The organism is Roseateles sp. FW305-36, from assembly GCF_058787015.1.
On sequence record NZ_JBYSZK010000017.1, the window covers coordinates 21,569 to 37,329 of the forward strand.

Below are 15,761 nucleotides of genomic sequence, written 5' to 3' on the forward strand. Positions count from 1 at the left end.
GATGTGGGTCACCGAGTTCGACACCCCCGTGCTGCCGCGAGAGCGCGCCATCGAGGACAAGCCCGCAGCGAGCCCATCGCCCGGCCTGGCGCTGAAACTGCGCGGCGTCGCCAAGTCCTTCGGCACACGCCATGTGCTGCAGGACCTGGACCTGTCCATCGCCCCCGGCGAGTTCGTCGCCCTGGTGGGCCGCAGCGGCTGCGGCAAGAGCACGCTGCTGCGCCTCATCGCCGGCCTGGACGCGCCGAGCGCCGGCCTCGTCGAAGCCGGTGCGCCACAGGAACGCCGGCTGATGTTCCAGGATGCCCGCCTGCTGCCGTGGAAGCGCGTCGTCGACAACGTCGCCCTCGGCCTCGAAGGCTCTGACGCCAGGCCTCGCGCCATGGAAGCCCTGGCCCAGGTCGGCCTGGCCGGCCGCGGCGACGACTGGCCGGCGACGCTGTCGGGCGGCCAGCGCCAGCGCGTCGCCCTGGCGCGCGCCCTGGTGCACCGCCCCCGCCTGCTGCTGCTGGACGAGCCGCTGGGGGCCCTCGACGCGCTGACCCGGCTGGAGATGCACCGCCTCATCGAGCAGCTCTGGCGCCGCCACGGCTTCACGGCCCTGCTGGTGACCCACGATGTCGCCGAGGCCGTCGCCCTGGCCGACCGCGTGCTGCTGATCGACCGCGGCGGCATCGCGCTGGACGCGACGGTGGCGCTGCCGCGGCCGCGCTCGCGCGCGGCGCCTGGCTTTGCGGAGCTGGAGGACCGCGTGCTGTGCCACATCGTCGGCCACGGCGTGGCGACCTAGACCTTCACCGGCTGGGGAGCGCCGTCGCACATCCAGCACAAGCAGGTTGACGACTGACGCGCGCAGCCCCCCCCCTAGTTTGATGTCGAATTTATTTACAAGCTAGGGATGGAAAAATCGTCAAGCTTCGCAAGTCGTTGATTTATTTGGGTCCAAAACAGGTGGAACGACAGTTGCTTAAAGCGGGCAGCTGTAACCATAGGGGGCCTCATGAAAAAGAATGCTATCCAACGACTTTCCATCGGCGCAGCCATATTTGCGCTGCTGAGCAGCCTGTCAGGGCTCACCGTTGCCAACCCGCAGGTGCCGTCGGCTTGCAGCACCGCCGACGTCAAGATCAACAGCGTCGTGCCGCACGGCAGCTCGACCAATCTCGTGAATGCGGCGGTCAATTCCTTTGACTGCGTGGGCGCCTTCTCGGGCAACGACAAGTTCGATCCCCAAGTCAACCTGGGCGCGAAGGGAGACGGCCTGTTCAATGGCGGCATGCAGAACGGCAATGGCCCGGTGCTGTTCCCCAACGGCGTGTTCTCGAACAACTTCACGGCCTACGACCTCAATGGCGACGGCGTCGTCGATCCGGGCTGGATTCGCCTCGGCAGCTGGGCGCCCGGCAGCGGCTTCAGCGCTGCAACCATCGGCGGCAAGAACATCGTCGGCGATTGGTTTACGGCGACTGTCGACCCCAAGAGCAACAGCCTGGCAGGCAACTGGTCGCTGACCCTGCCGAACAACATCAAGGATCTGGTCGGCCCTGTGTTCGGGACCAATCTGTTCGACCACCTGCTGATCTCCATCAAGGGCGGCAATTCCTTCGCTGCCTACGACTTCAGCGCCGCCGCGCTCGGGCTGCCGCTGGACACGCCCAACGACTTCAAGGGGACGTGGGACGTGACCCACACACTGACGGGTGGCATCTCGCACATCGACGTGTACGTCCGCGACCCGTTGCAGCCGGGTCAGAACCTGCCTGAGCCGGAGTCCATTGCCCTGGTGGGCGCGGCACTGATGGGCCTTTATCTGTCGACTCGTCGTCGCCGCGCCTGATCGACGGGCGGAACCATCGCTTTGCTGAAGACGGCCGCTGATGCGGCCGTTTTTCATTTCAAAGCCCTGCCGCGGAGTGCAGCCCATCGAATCCGAGGCCGAGGAGGATGCCAAGTTCGCGCGGAGCGATTCAGGATCACGGTTGCCGCCACGGCAACCGCGCCACGACGAGCAGCCCTTTCATGGTGAATCCCTCTTCAGGCGCCCATCTGATCCGGTGCTCTTTCCAGGAATCTGAACCTGTTCTTTTCTTTCGGCGGCGGGCACAGTGGCAGTCCGTGGCTGCCCTCGGTCACAGCACGACAGGCAGCGTCAAGCAATAGTTCGGAACATCGAAATCATGGAGTGGGTCCCCACAGTCTTCATAGCGTTCAAGGTGAGCGTGCTGGGAATCGGCATGTTCCTCGCCATCAAATGGCACTACGACAAAGCGAAAACTGAGAAAGGGCCTGCGTCGCAGCGCGCGGTGCTTTGGGCGGTCGCAAAGGTTCTCGCTGCCTTCATGCTGTTGCTCGCCGCCCTGCTGTTCCTGACCTTCGGCCTGGGCTCGATGCTCGGCATCGACTTGACCCCGACATGATCCTGAGGACGGGTCAGCCTCCCTGCGGCTTCTTCAACTCCACGCGGATGGCATGCAAGGGCACGGTGCCCACGTTCTCCATCGCGTGTCCCTGCACGACGGGGAACCATCTCGCTCCAGGCGGGCGCACGCCGAGATCGCGAGTGTTGCCATCCTGCAGGTGTTCCACCATGTGCGGCGACGTGTCGATGATCATCACGGCCGGGTAGCGATGCACATGCAGCGGCTCTCGCTCGCCCGGCACGACCGTCACCTCCAGTACGCGGACCTCGTCGTTCTCCAGAAGCACCTTGTGATGCTGCGGGGCGGCCACGGTGGCGTCCAATTCCGGGCGCCACCAGCGGTCCGCAGAGCTCGACTGAGCGGTCGCGAAGGCCCCGGCCGCGAAAGCGACGACCGCGACACCAGCGACTCGCACACGGCCGCCCACAAGTCGCTCACTTTGGCTGGCTTGCTTCATCACTCACCTCTCCTTGGAAAGCGGGCCGCGGTCTGCGATGGCCCTGGTGGGGGCGAGTCTGCTGGCAGCCGTGCCGCGCCACCAGGGGAGTCACACCTACGCCGCCGACCGATCATTGAGGCGAAGTTCATCCCATCGCTATGCTTGCCGGATGAAGCTCGCATTCACGTCAGGCATGCTGCAGCAGCGCTTCGAGAGTCAGCCCGTCTGGAGCCGCATCCAGGCCCAGGATCCCGACCATCTGCTGCTGCTGGGCAATGCCATCCATCTGGACATCGACGGAGCGCCCCGCACCATGTCCACCGGCGAATTCGCCGCCCACGCCCACGCGCTCTATCGCGACCAGCTCGCCGTGCCGGAGTTCGATGCACTACTGCGCCACATGGCCGGCAAGCCGGGCCGTCGCGTGTTCGCGATCTGGAACGACCACGATTTCCTGTGGCGTGACGCGGCCGGCGCCGACATCGTCCAAGCTGCCGAACATGCCGACAAGCTCGAACCCAGCCGCGTGCTGTTCCAGCTGTTCCAGCGAGCCCTGGTGGAGCCCGGCAGCTTCCCGGCCCAGCTGGACGACATCACGCCGCCGGCCGAGCCTCAGACCGGCCCGCTGCAGGAGTCCCTGCCGCTGCGGGAGGACGTCTGGCTGCACCTGACCGACGGCCGCAGCCAGCGCAGCGGGACCTGGCTGGTGCCGCAGGACAAGCGTGCCCTGCTCGGTCCGGCCCAGCTCGACACGCTCGCCACCGCCATCGCCACCACGCCGCCCGGCAGCCTGCATCTGGTGGCCAGCGCATCGGCCGGTTGCGACTGGCAGCACCACGCGCGGGAATGGACGGCACTCGGCGACCTGGCCGCCCGCCACCGCCTGCTGATGCTCAGCGGCGGCCTGCGGCGCAATGCCTTCGCCTCGCACATCGAAGGTCGCGGGTGGCCGCTGCACGAAGCCTCGTCCTCGGGCGCAGCGGTCCGCGACGCCGTCCTGTACGGTGCCGAGCTGGAGAATTTCGGCCTCGCCGAGATCGGGCCGGACGAGATCCGCGTCCGCTTCTTCGACCGCGACGGCGAGACGACACCGCGCCACATTTCCCGCGCCGACTGGACGCTGATCAACAGACGCTAGCAACCCCGGGACGGGCAAGCGCGGGCCGGCCATGGCACCATGCCGCCCCATGTCCCTTCACGTCGCCTGCCTCTGCGCCGCCTGGTGCCGCACCTGCGAGTCCTACCAGCAGGTCTTCGAAGCCGCCTGCGCCGAGCTGCCGCAAGCCGGCCTGCACGTGCGTTGGATCGACATCGAGGACGAGGCCGAGCTCATCGGTGACCTGGACATCGAGACCTTCCCGACGCTGCTGATCGCCGACGACGAGCAGGTGCGCTTTGCCGGCCCGCTGACGCCCCAGCCGGAGACGCTCAGGCGCGTGCTGCGCGCCCACCTGGACGACCCGCGGGCCGCCAAGGTCGATCCAGACTATCTGGTGCTGGCCGAGCGTCTGCGGACAGGCCCCTAGTCCGACTTGCGGTTGACGGCTCCGAAGCCGATCCAGTTGCGCTCCATCTCGACCTCCAGCAGCGAGAACTGCTGGCTCGCCTCCGGCACCGCCATGCCCTCAAAGCGGATCGCGCGCAGCAGGGCTTCGATGCGCTTGGCCTTCTGCCAGAACCAGGCGGACTTCTGGTCGAAGCGGAACACGGTGCCGGCCGCCACCATGGCGGCAGGCATGGACGCCAGCGCGGCCGTCACCGCCTTGGGCACGCAAGGGATGCTGACGGTGAGGCCGGCCGCGATGCTGGACAGCACGGTCGCGATGGCGACCGAATAGCCGAGCAGGTAGTTGCGGCGCGCATAGCGGCGCGAGCTGTCGGCAGCCACGATGAGTTCCTTCTCGAGCGCTTCCATCGGCATTCCCCCTCGTTGAGCGGACCCCGCGTCAGTGCGCGCTGGCGGCCGCCGGTTCGGCCCGCTTGCCCGGTGAGCGCAAGAATGCCACCAACTGCCACAGCACGAACACGGCGATCAACCCCAGCAGCCCGCCGCTGATGGGTCGGTTCACGAAGGTCATGAAGCTGCCTCGGCTCAGCAGCATGGCGCGGCGGAAGTACTCCTCCAGCATGGGGCCGAGGATGAAGCCCAGCATCAGCGGCGCCGCGTCCAGGTCCAGGCGCATGAAGACATAGCCCAGCAGGCCGAAGGCGGCCGTGATGAAGATGTCGTCGAGGTTGTTGTTGACGCTGAAGGTGCCGACGCAGCAGAAGAACAGGATGGCCGGGAACAGCACGCCATAGGGGATCTTGAAGACCGACAGCCAGTAGCGCACCAGCGGCACGTTCAGCACGACGAGGAAGACATTGCCCACCCACATGCTGGCCACCAGGCCCCAGAACAGGTCGGGGTGGCCCGAGATCATGTTGGGCCCGGGCTGGATGCCCTTGATGACGAAGGCCGCCATCATCAGCGCCATGACCGGGTTCTCGGGGATGCCGATGCTCATCAAGGGGATGAAGCTGGTGCGCGCCGCGGCCTCGTCGGCGGCGGCCTGACCGGCCACGCCTTCGATGGCGCCGCTGCCGATCTCGTCCTTGTACTTGCTGAGCTTCTTGTCGACGGCATAGGCCGCGAACTGCGCGATGACCGGGCCGCCGCCGGGCAGGATGCCGAGGAAGGAGCCGATGACGCTGCCGCGCAGGGCGCTGGGGATGATGCGCTTGAACTCTTCCCAGGTCGGCATCAGGTGGATCTTGCCGCTGAAGGGCGAGCGCTCCTCGCGGGCGTCGAGGTTCTTGGTGATCTCGGCGATGCCGAAGCAGCCCAGGGCCACGCTGACCAGGCCCACGCCCTCGGCGAGGAAGGGCAGGTCGAAGGTGTAGCGCTGCAGGCCGCTGTTGACGTCGGTGCCGATCTGGCCGAGCAGCACGCCCACCAGACACATGGCCAGGCCGTTGAGCAGGCTGCCCGTCGTCACGAAGCTCACGCAGATGAAGCCCAGCAGCATCAGCGAGCAGTAGTCGGCCGGGCCGAACAGCAGGGCCACCTCGCCCAGGTTGGGCGCCAGGCTGGCCAGCACGACGATGGCCACGGTGCCGCCGATGAAGCTGGAGATGCCGGCCGTGAACAGGGCCAGACCCGTCTTGCCCTTCAGCGTCATCTGGTAGCCGTCGATGCAGGCCACGATGGAGCTGGCATGCGGGATCTTCATCGTGATCGCGCTGACGCTGTCGCCGTACTGGGCGCCGTAGTAGATGCCGGCCAGCATGATCAGCGCGCCACCGGTCGGGATGGAATAGGTCAGCGGCAGCAGCAGGCTGATGGTGGCCAGCGGGCCCAGGCCCGGCAGCAGACCCACGAGGGTGCCGACGACGCAGCCGATCGCGCAGAACATCAGGTTCTGCAGCGTCAGTGCATGCTCGAAGCCGAAGGCGAGGTTGTGCAGGATGTCCATGCTCGCTCCGGTTCAGTACAGCGGCAGGCTCAGGCCCAGCAGCTTCTGGAAGGCGAAGGCGATGGCGATCAGGCCCAGCGCCACCTTGACGTTGCGGCGCCACGAAGGGTTGGAGGCCGCGAAGCCGGCGATGAAGACCATGACGACGATGCCGGCGATCATGGTGTGCAGCCACTCGGTCACCAGGGCGAAACTGCACAGCGCCAGCAGCAGCAGGGCGATGTTCCTGGGATGGAAGTCCAGCGGCACCGGCTTGACGAAGCGCGAGCGCACGATGGTCGCGATGGCGACGAGCAGCAGCAGCCCGCTCACCAGCAACGGGAACAGGCCCGCGCCGGCATGGGCGAAGTTGCCGATGGGGTAGCGCAGCGCGCCCAGGCCGAAGCCCAGCGCGATGACGGCCAGCAGCAGGCCGCGGGCAAGATTGCGATCATTCATGGCGCCCACTCTAGGGATTGCCGGGCCGGCGGCCACCACGCTTTCCACGATGTGACAGCCTCACGCAAGCTCGCGCGTACCTGTAGGAGAGCACCGACAGCCGCACGGGTTCCATGCCGCTGTCCCGTTAGGGCGTTGGCGCCGACATTGGTTTGCATGTCGTCCCCCCCGCCCTCGCCGCACGATGTCACGCTCACCGGCGCCGTGCCGGCCTTTGTCCGCCTGGCCAGCGGCCCCGAGGCGGCCGCGCCACCGGTGCGCGCCGTGCAGTTCGGCGCCGAGCGCTTTGCCGAACATGGCCGCAGCCTCGCCGCCGCGCAGCGCGTGGACGAGCCCCGCCAGCAGCCCCGCCCCTTCTCGCCGCGCCTGCGCAGCAACCTGCAGGTCTGGGCCGCCGCCTTGGCCGTGCTGTCCGAGGAAGGCCTGCAGGCCGACATCGACCCGGCCCACGCCTGGCTGCTGGACAACGCCCGCATCGTGCAGCAGCAGCTCGACGAGGTGCTGCACGATCTGCCGCGCAGCTACTTCCAGCGCCTGCCGCGCCTGGCCGACGAACCCCTGCAGGGACTGCCGCGCGTCTACGGCGTGGCCTGGGCCTGGGTGGCCCATGCCGACAGCTCGCTGGATCTGACGCTGCTGCAACACTTCCTGGCTGGCCACCACGAGGCCGAAGCGCTGACGCTGCGCGAGCTCTGGGCCCTGCCCTCCACCTTGCGCGTCGTGCTGGTGGAGAACCTGCGCCGCCTGGCCGAGCGCGCCGCCTGGCGTCATCTGGCCCGCCGCGCGGCCCAGCGCCTGTTCGAAGCCCTGCCCCACCTGGACGCCGGCGCCGTGCGCAACCAGTTGCAGCAATGGCAGTCGAGCTGGCCACGCGACCCGGCCATCGCCGCCCTCGCCCTGCGCCTGCACGAGCGCCTGGCCGACCGCGCCATGGGCCAGCCGGAGCAACGCGATGCCGACGATTCGCCCTGGGCCGCCGTCGCCGCCTGGCTGAACGAGGCGCTGCCCGACCCCGCCGCCGCCCAGGCGGCCGAGCAGGCCGAGAGCGCCGCCGACCACCAGAGCATCCGCAACGCCATCGGCAGCCTGCGCAATCTGGGCGCGGCCAACTGGGCCGGCCTGTTCGAGGCCGTGCACCCGACGCTGCGCGCCCTGGGCCGCATCGACATCTACCGGCAGGAGCACGAGGCCACGCGCGACATGGCCATGCATGCCATCGAGGCGCTGACCGAGCGCCACAACGTGGCCGAGGCCGAGGTGGCCGAGGTGCTGCAGCGGCTCTGCAACGACCCGACGTGGGCCGACGACGCCGAGGAGCGCGCGCCGCTGCATTGGCTTTCCGGCCCCGGACGCCAACGCCTGCTGGCCGAACTGCAGCTGAAGCCGACCGCCGGCGAACGCCTGGCCACCGGCCTGCGCCGCCACCGCGTCGCCCTCTACCTGACCAGCCTGGCGACCCTGCTGGTGCTGGGTGAGCTGACCCTGCTGATGCTGGGCCCGCCACCCGGCGTCGGCTGGCCCATGGTCGTGGCCGCCGTGCTGCTGTCGCTGCTGCCGGCCAGCGAGGCCGTCGTCGCGCTGGCCAACCGCCTCATCAGCGAATGCGCCCCGCCGGCCCGGCTGCCGCGGCTGAACTGGCCACAGGGCATTCCGGCCACGGCACGCAGCCTGGTCGTCATTCCTTGCATGCTGACGCGGCCCAAGGGCATCGCGACACTGCTGGCCCAGCTGGAACGCCACCACCTGGCCAATCTCGAGGGCGAGGCGCAGTTCGCGCTGCTGAGTGACTTCACCGACGCCAGGGCCGAACACCAGCACCAGGACTCCGCGCTGCTGGCCGAGGCACGCGCCGGCATCGCCGCGCTGAACCAGCGCCATGGCAGGGCCTGCGGGGACCGGCCGCGCTTCCTGCTGCTGCACCGCGAACGGCGCTGGAGCGACACCGAGCAGCGCTGGATAGGCTGGGAACGCAAGCGCGGCAAGACCGAGGCCCTGGCGGCTCTGCTCGCGGGCCAGCCGGCAGACCAGCTGCCAGACCGCTTCATCGACCTGGGCGAGCTGTCCACGCCGGCACCGGGCATGCGCCACATCGTCACGCTGGACGCCGACACCGCCCTGCCGCCCGGGGCCCTGCGCGAGCTGGTAGCCATCGCCGCCCATCCGCTGAACCGGCCACGCGTGGCACGCTCGGACAACGGCGCCGTCACGGTCGTGCGCGGCCACGGCATGCTGCAGCCGCGCGTGGCCACGCCGCTGGCCACGGCCGCCGGCAGCTCCACGGTGCACGGCACCTGGTTCCACAGCCTGTTCGCCGGCCAGCCGGGGCTGGACCCCTACAGCGCCGCCAGCTCCGAGGTCTACCAGGACCTGTTCGACGAAGGCAGCGCCACCGGCAAGGGACTCATCGACGTGCAGGCCGCCGCCGCGGTGCTGGCCCACCGCCTGCCCCAGGGCCAGGTGCTCAGCCACGACCTGCTGGAAGGCTCGCTGATGCGCTGCGCCGGTGTCAGCGATGTCGTGCTGGTGGAGCCCGCGCCCATGCACGCCGACGTGGCCGCCTCGCGCATCCACCGCTGGACGCGCGGCGACTGGCAGCTGCTGCCCTTCCTCGGCCACCCGCGCCGCTGGGGCCTGCGCGCCGTGCATGTCTGGAAGATGCTGGACAACCTGCGCCGCTCCCTGGTCGCGCCGGCCGCGCTGCTGCTGCTGCTGGCCTCGTGGCTGGGCCTGGGGCTGACGCCGGCCTGGGCGCTGGCCGTGGTGGGCGCGGCCTTCGGCGCCGGCCCGCTGATGGGCGCCCTGGCCGCCTGCGCGCCGTCGGGCGACAAGCTGTCGCTGCCGCGCTTCTACCGCCAGGCGGCCATCGAGATCGGCCGCGCCGTCGGCGGCGTGCTGTGGCATGTCGCGCTGCTGCCGCATGCGAGCTGGCTCAGCCTGGACGCCATCGTGCGCGCCTGGTGGCGCCAGCGCTTCAGCCACCAGCACCTGCTGGAATGGACGACGGCCGACGCCGCCGAGGCAGCCGCACGCACCGACTGGCGCTCGCTGTGGCGCCAGCACAAGCGCCTGACCTTCGCCAGCGGCGCCCTGGCCCTGCTCTTGATGACGCCGGCCCTGATCGGCCGCCCCGTGGACTGGAGCGCGGCCCTGCCGCTGCTGGCGGCCTGGGCGCTGTCGCCGCTGTGGATAGGCCTGGCCAGCCGGCCGCGCGCACGGCCGCGCCGCGAGGCCATCGACGACGACGAGCGCCAGTACCTGCTCGGCGTGGCGCGCGACACCTGGCGCTGGTTCGAGCGCTGGGTCACCAAGGACGACAACGACCTGCCGCCCGACAACGTGCAGTTCGACCCCGACATCGCGGTGGCGCATCGCACCTCGCCAACCAATATCGGCCTCTACCTGCTGTCGGCGTGCTGCGCCCGCGAGTTCGGCTGGCTGCACGACGTCGGCCTGGCCGAGCGCATCGGCCGCACGCTGGACACCCTGGACAAGCTGCCCCGCCACCGCGGCCACTTCCACAACTGGATCGACACCCAGCGCCTGGCGGTCCTGGAGCCGCCCTATGTCTCCGCGGTGGACAGCGGCAACCTTTGCGCCCACCTGCTCGTCGTCGCGGCGGCCTGCGAGGGCTACGCGCGCGGCGGCGAAGGCATGCCACCGCCGCCGGCCGTCACCGAGGCCCTGAACGCCGTGGCCGCCCGCGCCCGCGCCATGGCACTGGCCCATGACTTCAGCTGGCTCTACGACACCCAGCGCCGCCTGCTGCACATCGGCGCCGTCGCGGCCGTCGGCTCCGAGCCGGGCACCGAGAGGCTGGACCAGAATCACTATGACCTGCTCGCCTCCGAGGCCCGCCTGTCCAGCCTCGTCGCCATCGCCAAGGGCGACCTGCCGGCGGCGCACTGGGGGGCGCTGGGCCGGCCCTTCTTCTCGCGCGGTCGCGTGACGGGACTGAAGAGCTGGTCGGGTTCGATGTTCGAGATGCTGATGCCTTCGCTGGTGCTGGACGAGCCCAGCGGCAGCGCCCTGGCCGAAGCCTCGCGCGCCGCCGTCATGGAGCAGATCCGCGCCGGCCGTGCCGCCGGCCTGCCCTGGGGCGTGTCCGAGAGCGCATATGCCAAGCGCGACAACAGCCTGACCTACCAGTACGGCCCGCAGGGCGTGGCCAGCCTGGCCCTGCGCGACACGCCGCCCGACGAGATGGTCGTCGCGCCCTATGCCACGCTGATGGCGACCATGGTGATGCCGCGCGCGGCCGTCGCCAACCTGCGCACGCTGCAGGCCCTGGGCGCGCGCCATGACGGCGGCTTCATGGAGGCGCTGGACTACACCTTGAGCCGCCAGCCCGAAGCCAGCGGCGACACGCCGCAACCGGCGCGGCGCTTCGTGCGCATCGGCACCACCATGGCCCACCACCACGGCATGTCCCTGGTCGCGCTGACCGAGGTGTTGTGCGGCGGCGCGCCGCAGCGCTGGGCCGACGCCGAGCCGCGCCTGTGCGCGGTGCGCTGGCTGCTGCACGAGCGCGCTCCGCACAAGGTCGCGCCGCTGCGCGAGCCGCCACCCCAGCCCCGCCGCAGCGCGCCGCGCAAGGCCCGCATCTCCCTGGTCGTGCCCGAGTTGCATGGCCGTGCCCTGCCCGCCACCGCCTGGCTGGGCCACGGCAAGCTCAACGCCATGCTGCGCGAGCACGGTGGCGGCACCCTGGTCTGGGGCGAACCCGGCAGTCAGGTGCTGGTGAGCCGCTGGCGCGACGACCTGGCCCAGGACCTGCTCGGCCACCATCTGCATCTGCGCGACCTCGACCTGCACTGGGACGGCACGCCCGAGCAGAGCCCTTGGCGGTCGCTGACGCTGCGGCCCACGCCCGGCCCGCAGTGGCGCTACGGCTGCCGCCTGCACCCGGCCAGCGCCCAGTTCACCGCCGAGGGGGAGGAACTGCATGCCCACACCGAAGCCTGGGTGGCCGTAGAGGACGACGTCGAGCTGCGCCGCATCACGCTGCGCAACCTCGCCCATCGGCCGCGCCGCCTGGCCCTGGCGTCCAGCTTCGAGCCCGTGCTGGCGCCGGCCAAGGCCGACCTCGCACACCCGGCCTTCGGCAAGCTCTTCCTGCAGGCACGCTGGGCACCCGATCAACAGGCCCTGCACTGGCAGCGGCTGCCGCGCAGCCCCAACGAGGCGGCCCTGCACGCAGTGCATGCGCTGGTGGGCGTCGAGCTCGACGGCGGCGCACGGCTGGACCAGGTTCGCGCCGGTGCCGACCGGGCCCACTGGCTGGCCCGCGGTGGCACCCAGGGCCAGCCCGGCGGCGTCATCGCGCATGCCGGCGTGCAGGCCCTGCTGGGCACCGACGTGGCCGGGCTCAACACCGAAGCCGGCGCGCTGGACACCGGCAACGATCCCATCTCGCTGCTGCACCTGGTGCTGACGCTGCCGCCCGGCGCCCGCGTGACGCTGACGCTGGCCACCGCCGCTGCGCGCGAATCCCAAACCCTCGCCCATCTGCTGGACAAGCTGCGCCAGCCGGCTTTGGTCGAGCGGGCACTGACCCTGGCCCACACCATGGCCGGCGTGCGCACCCAGGGCGCCAGCCTGGCGCCGGGCGCCTGGCGGGCCGGCCTGACGCTGCAGACCCTGCTGACCTCGCAGGCCGCGCGCGAGAACCTGCCCCTTCCCGAGACCGGCTACGAGCGCGACGCGCTGTGGCGCCACGGCATCTCCGGCGACGATCCCATCGTGCTGATCCGCGTCGCCGACGCCACCGGCGTCGTCATGGTGCGCGAGCTGTGTGCGCTGCTGCAGGCCCAGGGCAGCCCGCTGCCGGTGGACGTCGTCGTGCTGGATGCCGAACCGCCGTCTTATCTCGCGCCGGTGTCGCGCGCGCTGCGCTCGCTGGCCGAGCAGCAGGCTCACGGCCGTTGCAAGGTCCATGTGCTGTCGGATGAGGCCGTCGGGCCGGACACGCGCTTTGCGCTCAACCTGCTGGCGCGTGTGCGCTGGTTTGCCGACGGCCGGCCGCTGGCCCAGCAACTCGAGCGCCTGGGCATCAACCACGAACAGGCGGCCAAGGCCCGCCGCGGCGCGGGCGCGACGCTGGTGTCCAGCGTGGCCGCACAGCCGGGCGCGCAAGCACCGGACAGCGCCTTCGAACCCGACAGCGGCGCCTGCCGCTTCGAGCTGGCCGAACGCACCCACCCGCCGCGCCCCTGGATCAACGTCATCGCCAACGAGCACTTCGGCTGCCAGGTGTCGGAGCGCGGCGCCGGCACGGCCTGGGCCGGCAACAGTCGCCTGCACCAGATCACGCCCTGGTCCAACGACGCCTTGCTGGACTCGCCCGGCGAATGGCTGATGCTGCACTGCCTGTCCAGCGGCAAGGTCTGGCTGCTGGGCCGCGCCGCGGCGCGCCAGAGCATCGCCCACCTGCCCGGCGCAACGGCCATGGCCTTCCAACTACCCGGCATGGTGGTGCGCCTGCGCTGGACCGTGGACGAGAGGACGGCCGTCAAGCAATGCCAGGTGGAGCTGCATGCCGCGCCGGGCAAGCCGCCGCGCCCCATGCGCCTGCTGGCCGCGGCGCAATGGCAGCTCGGCATGGACAGTGGCGCACGCCGCAGCGTCGTCACGCGGCTGGAGGCGCCGCAGGGCGACGGACCGCTGCTGGCCCTGGCCACCCAGGCCGACGGCCTCAACGGCTTCGGCGGCCACACCGCGTGGATGGCCCTGCGCCCGACGCGCGAAGGCGATGCCACGCCCGACCAGATCGACAGTCTGTCCGCCGACCAGGCACTGTGGCCCTGGCCGACCGACGCCGGCTTCACACCCGACCTGAACCGGCCGCGCCCGTGGATGGCCGCCATCGAGGCCAGCGGCGACCGCCGCCTGCTGTTCGACGACGAGGGCCGCCTCGTCATGCCGCATGCGCTCGATGGCCAGGCCGGCCCGGCCACTGACCCCGCCGCCCTGCTGGCCGTGCCCATCCGCCTGGAGGCCGGCCATGCCTGGCATGGCACCGTGCTGCTGGGTCATGCCACGAGCCTGCCCGCGGCGCGCGAGCAGGCTGCGGCGGCCTGGCAGGTCGACCCGCTGCGCCGCCTGGCCGCGCAGCGCGAGGTCTGGCGCGCCCTGAGCGCTGCCGTGCAGGTGGACACGCCCGACCCGGCCTTCGATGCCCTCGTCAACCACTGGCTGCCGGCCCAGGTGCTGGGCTGCCGCATCTGGGCGCGCGCCGGCTTCTACCAGGCCGGTGGCGCCTTTGGCTTCCGCGACCAGCTGCAGGACGCCATGGCCCTGGTGCAGCACGCGCCCGAGCGCCTGGCGGCGCAGATCCGCAAGCACGCCGCGCGCCAGTTCCCGCCGGGCGACGTGCAGCATTGGTGGCACGAGCCGGCCGGCGCCGGCGTGCGCACGCATTTCGCCGATGACCGGCTGTGGCTGGCGCTGGCGCTGGCCCTGTATGTCGAACGCACGGCCGACACCTCGCTGGCCGACGAGATGCTGCCCTTCCTGCAGGGCCGCCCCGTGCCCGAGGGCGCCGAGGACGTCTACGAGGTGCCGGCCATCAGCGACGAGCGCGCCAGCATCTACGAGCATGCGGCGCGCGCCATCGACATCAGCCTGCCGGTGGGTGCGCATGGCCTGCCGCTGTTCGGCACCGGCGACTGGAATGACGGCATGAACCGCGTCGGCGCCGAAGGCAAGGGTGAATCGGTGTGGATGGGCTTCTTCCTGTGCGCCGTCATCGACGCCCTGCACCCGCTCGCCATCGCCCGAGGCGAGCAGGCGCGTGCCGCGCGCTGGCGCCAGGCGCGCGAGAAGCTGGCCAAGGCGCTGGATGCAGAGGCCTGGGACGGCCGCTGGTACCGCCGCGGCTGGTTCGACGACGGCAGCATCCTCGGCACCCACAGCGACAGCGAATGCCGCATCGACCTCATCGTGCAGGCCTGGGCGGTGCTGACCGGTGCGACCGCCGCAGACCGTGCCCGCGTGGCCCTGGACAGCGCCTGGCGCGAACTGCACGACCGTGACGCGCATCTGCTGCGCCTGCTGTGGCCGCCGCTGAAGGACCACCAGCCGCCGGCCGGCTATATCCAGGCCTATCCCGGTGGCGTGCGCGAGAACGGTGGCCAGTACAACCACGGCGCCACCTGGGCCCTGATGGCCAGCGCCAAACTCGGCCAGGCCGAGCGCGCCTGGGCGGCCTTCACGGCCATCAGCCCGGCCCATCGCGGCGCGCACGGCGCCGCCTATGGACTGGAGCCCTATGCCGTGGCGGGGGACATCGAGACGGCGTCACCGCATGCCGGCCGTGGCGGCTGGAGCTGGTACACGGGGGCGGCCGGCTGGCTGCTGCGCGCGGCCGTCGAATCGCTGTGCGGCGTGAAGCTGGCCGACGGCCTGCTGCGCGTGCAACCCTGCCTGCCGCCGCACTGGCCGCAGGCCCGTGTGAAGCTGCAGCATCAGGGCCGGCGCATCGAAGTGCTGGTGCAGCGCGCGCCTACCGGTGCCGGCACCGCCCCGCCGCCCGGCTACCGCACGCTGACACCCGGCAGCACGCTGGCGCTGGGCGACGTCCAAGGCGACCTGCTGCTGTGGGTGCCCGTGACCGAGCTGCCGGTGCGGCGACCGGAAGCGGCGACGGCGTCTTGAAGGCCCAAAAGCAAAACGGCCCCGCGGGGCCGCTTTCTTGATGAGGCCTGGTGAATCAGACCGTCAGGCTCAATACCGCGGCGATGAGGACACTGCCCAGCACGACGGTCGTGAAGACGCGCTCGCCGATGGCGGAGTCCAGCGCCTCCAGCGAGCTCAGCATGCGCAGGCGGCGGTCGGACAGGGTGCGGCACTGGCGCAGATGAACGCCGAGGCTGTCCAGGTGTTGGCGCAGCAGATGATCGGTGACGCGGGGCATGGATGACCTCCTCTGGAAACAATGTCTTCAACTCTAGGCAGGACGCAGCGCCGTTGCATTCGGACACGAGGGGAACCGTCTGTAGGGCGGATCCGACA

At 70.6% G+C, this 15,761-nt stretch carries 11 protein-coding genes; 6 read left to right on the forward strand and 5 right to left on the reverse strand.

Annotated elements, in window-relative coordinates; genetic code table 11:
• The first annotated feature begins 1 nt into the window (after window position 1).
• The 3 genes from AC3WOE_RS25065 (at window position 2) to AC3WOE_RS25075 (ending at window position 2,417) form a co-directional block, all read left to right on the forward strand.
• Window positions 2-790 carry an ATP-binding cassette domain-containing protein gene (locus AC3WOE_RS25065; protein WP_492694278.1) on the forward strand — a complete coding sequence of 263 codons (789 nt, stop codon included), beginning with the start codon at window positions 2-4 and terminating at the stop codon, window positions 788-790.
• A 210-nt stretch (window positions 791-1,000) separates the two neighbouring features.
• On the forward strand, window positions 1,001-1,837 hold the full coding sequence (locus AC3WOE_RS25070; RefSeq protein WP_492694280.1) for a PEP-CTERM sorting domain-containing protein: 837 nt from the start codon (window positions 1,001-1,003) through the stop codon (window positions 1,835-1,837).
• 340 nt (window positions 1,838-2,177) lie between these two features.
• Window positions 2,178-2,417 carry a hypothetical protein gene (locus tag AC3WOE_RS25075; RefSeq protein ID WP_492694281.1) on the forward strand — a complete coding sequence of 80 codons (240 nt, stop codon included), beginning with the start codon at window positions 2,178-2,180 and terminating at the stop codon, window positions 2,415-2,417.
• A 13-nt stretch (window positions 2,418-2,430) separates the two neighbouring features.
• Here the strand turns inward: AC3WOE_RS25075 and AC3WOE_RS25080 are convergent, their stop codons facing one another.
• Window positions 2,431-2,877: a hypothetical protein gene (locus AC3WOE_RS25080; RefSeq protein ID WP_492694283.1), complete on the reverse strand. Its 447-nt coding sequence runs from the start codon at window positions 2,875-2,877 to the stop codon at window positions 2,431-2,433.
• A 151-nt stretch (window positions 2,878-3,028) separates the two neighbouring features.
• Here AC3WOE_RS25080 and AC3WOE_RS25085 point away from each other — a divergent pair, with 151 nt between their 5' ends.
• Together AC3WOE_RS25085 and AC3WOE_RS25090 are read left to right on the forward strand one after the other, a co-directional pair.
• Window positions 3,029-3,997 carry a metallophosphoesterase family protein gene (locus tag AC3WOE_RS25085; RefSeq protein ID WP_492694285.1) on the forward strand — a complete coding sequence of 323 codons (969 nt, stop codon included), beginning with the start codon at window positions 3,029-3,031 and terminating at the stop codon, window positions 3,995-3,997.
• A 49-nt stretch (window positions 3,998-4,046) separates the two neighbouring features.
• Window positions 4,047-4,385, forward strand: coding sequence for a thioredoxin family protein (locus tag AC3WOE_RS25090; RefSeq protein WP_492694287.1), 339 nt, complete (start codon window positions 4,047-4,049; stop codon window positions 4,383-4,385).
• On the opposite strand, the gene AC3WOE_RS25095 is transcribed toward AC3WOE_RS25090, so the two are convergent.
• From AC3WOE_RS25095 to AC3WOE_RS25105, 3 genes are read right to left on the reverse strand one after another with little or no spacing between them, the layout of a single operon-like run.
• Complete coding sequence (locus tag AC3WOE_RS25095) at window positions 4,382-4,774, reverse strand: hypothetical protein (protein ID WP_492694289.1); 393 nt, start codon at window positions 4,772-4,774, stop codon at window positions 4,382-4,384. The genes AC3WOE_RS25090 and AC3WOE_RS25095 overlap by 4 nt on opposite strands.
• Before the next feature lie 31 nt (window positions 4,775-4,805).
• Window positions 4,806-6,314 carry a tripartite tricarboxylate transporter permease gene (locus tag AC3WOE_RS25100; protein ID WP_492694291.1) on the reverse strand — a complete coding sequence of 503 codons (1,509 nt, stop codon included), beginning with the start codon at window positions 6,312-6,314 and terminating at the stop codon, window positions 4,806-4,808.
• Window positions 6,315-6,326: 12 nt separating this feature from the next.
• A complete protein-coding gene (locus tag AC3WOE_RS25105) occupies window positions 6,327-6,752 on the reverse strand; it encodes a tripartite tricarboxylate transporter TctB family protein (protein ID WP_492694292.1) in 426 nt (141 codons plus the stop codon).
• A gap of 156 nt (window positions 6,753-6,908) precedes the next feature.
• Here AC3WOE_RS25105 and AC3WOE_RS25110 point away from each other — a divergent pair, with 156 nt between their 5' ends.
• Window positions 6,909-15,404: a GH36-type glycosyl hydrolase domain-containing protein gene (locus AC3WOE_RS25110; protein ID WP_492694294.1), complete on the forward strand. Its 8,496-nt coding sequence runs from the start codon at window positions 6,909-6,911 to the stop codon at window positions 15,402-15,404.
• A gap of 55 nt (window positions 15,405-15,459) precedes the next feature.
• Here AC3WOE_RS25110 and AC3WOE_RS25115 read toward each other — a convergent pair whose 3' ends face one another.
• Window positions 15,460-15,663, reverse strand: a complete 204-nt coding sequence (locus AC3WOE_RS25115; RefSeq protein WP_492694296.1) for a hypothetical protein — start codon at window positions 15,661-15,663, stop codon at window positions 15,460-15,462.
• Window positions 15,664-15,761 lie beyond the last annotated feature (98 nt).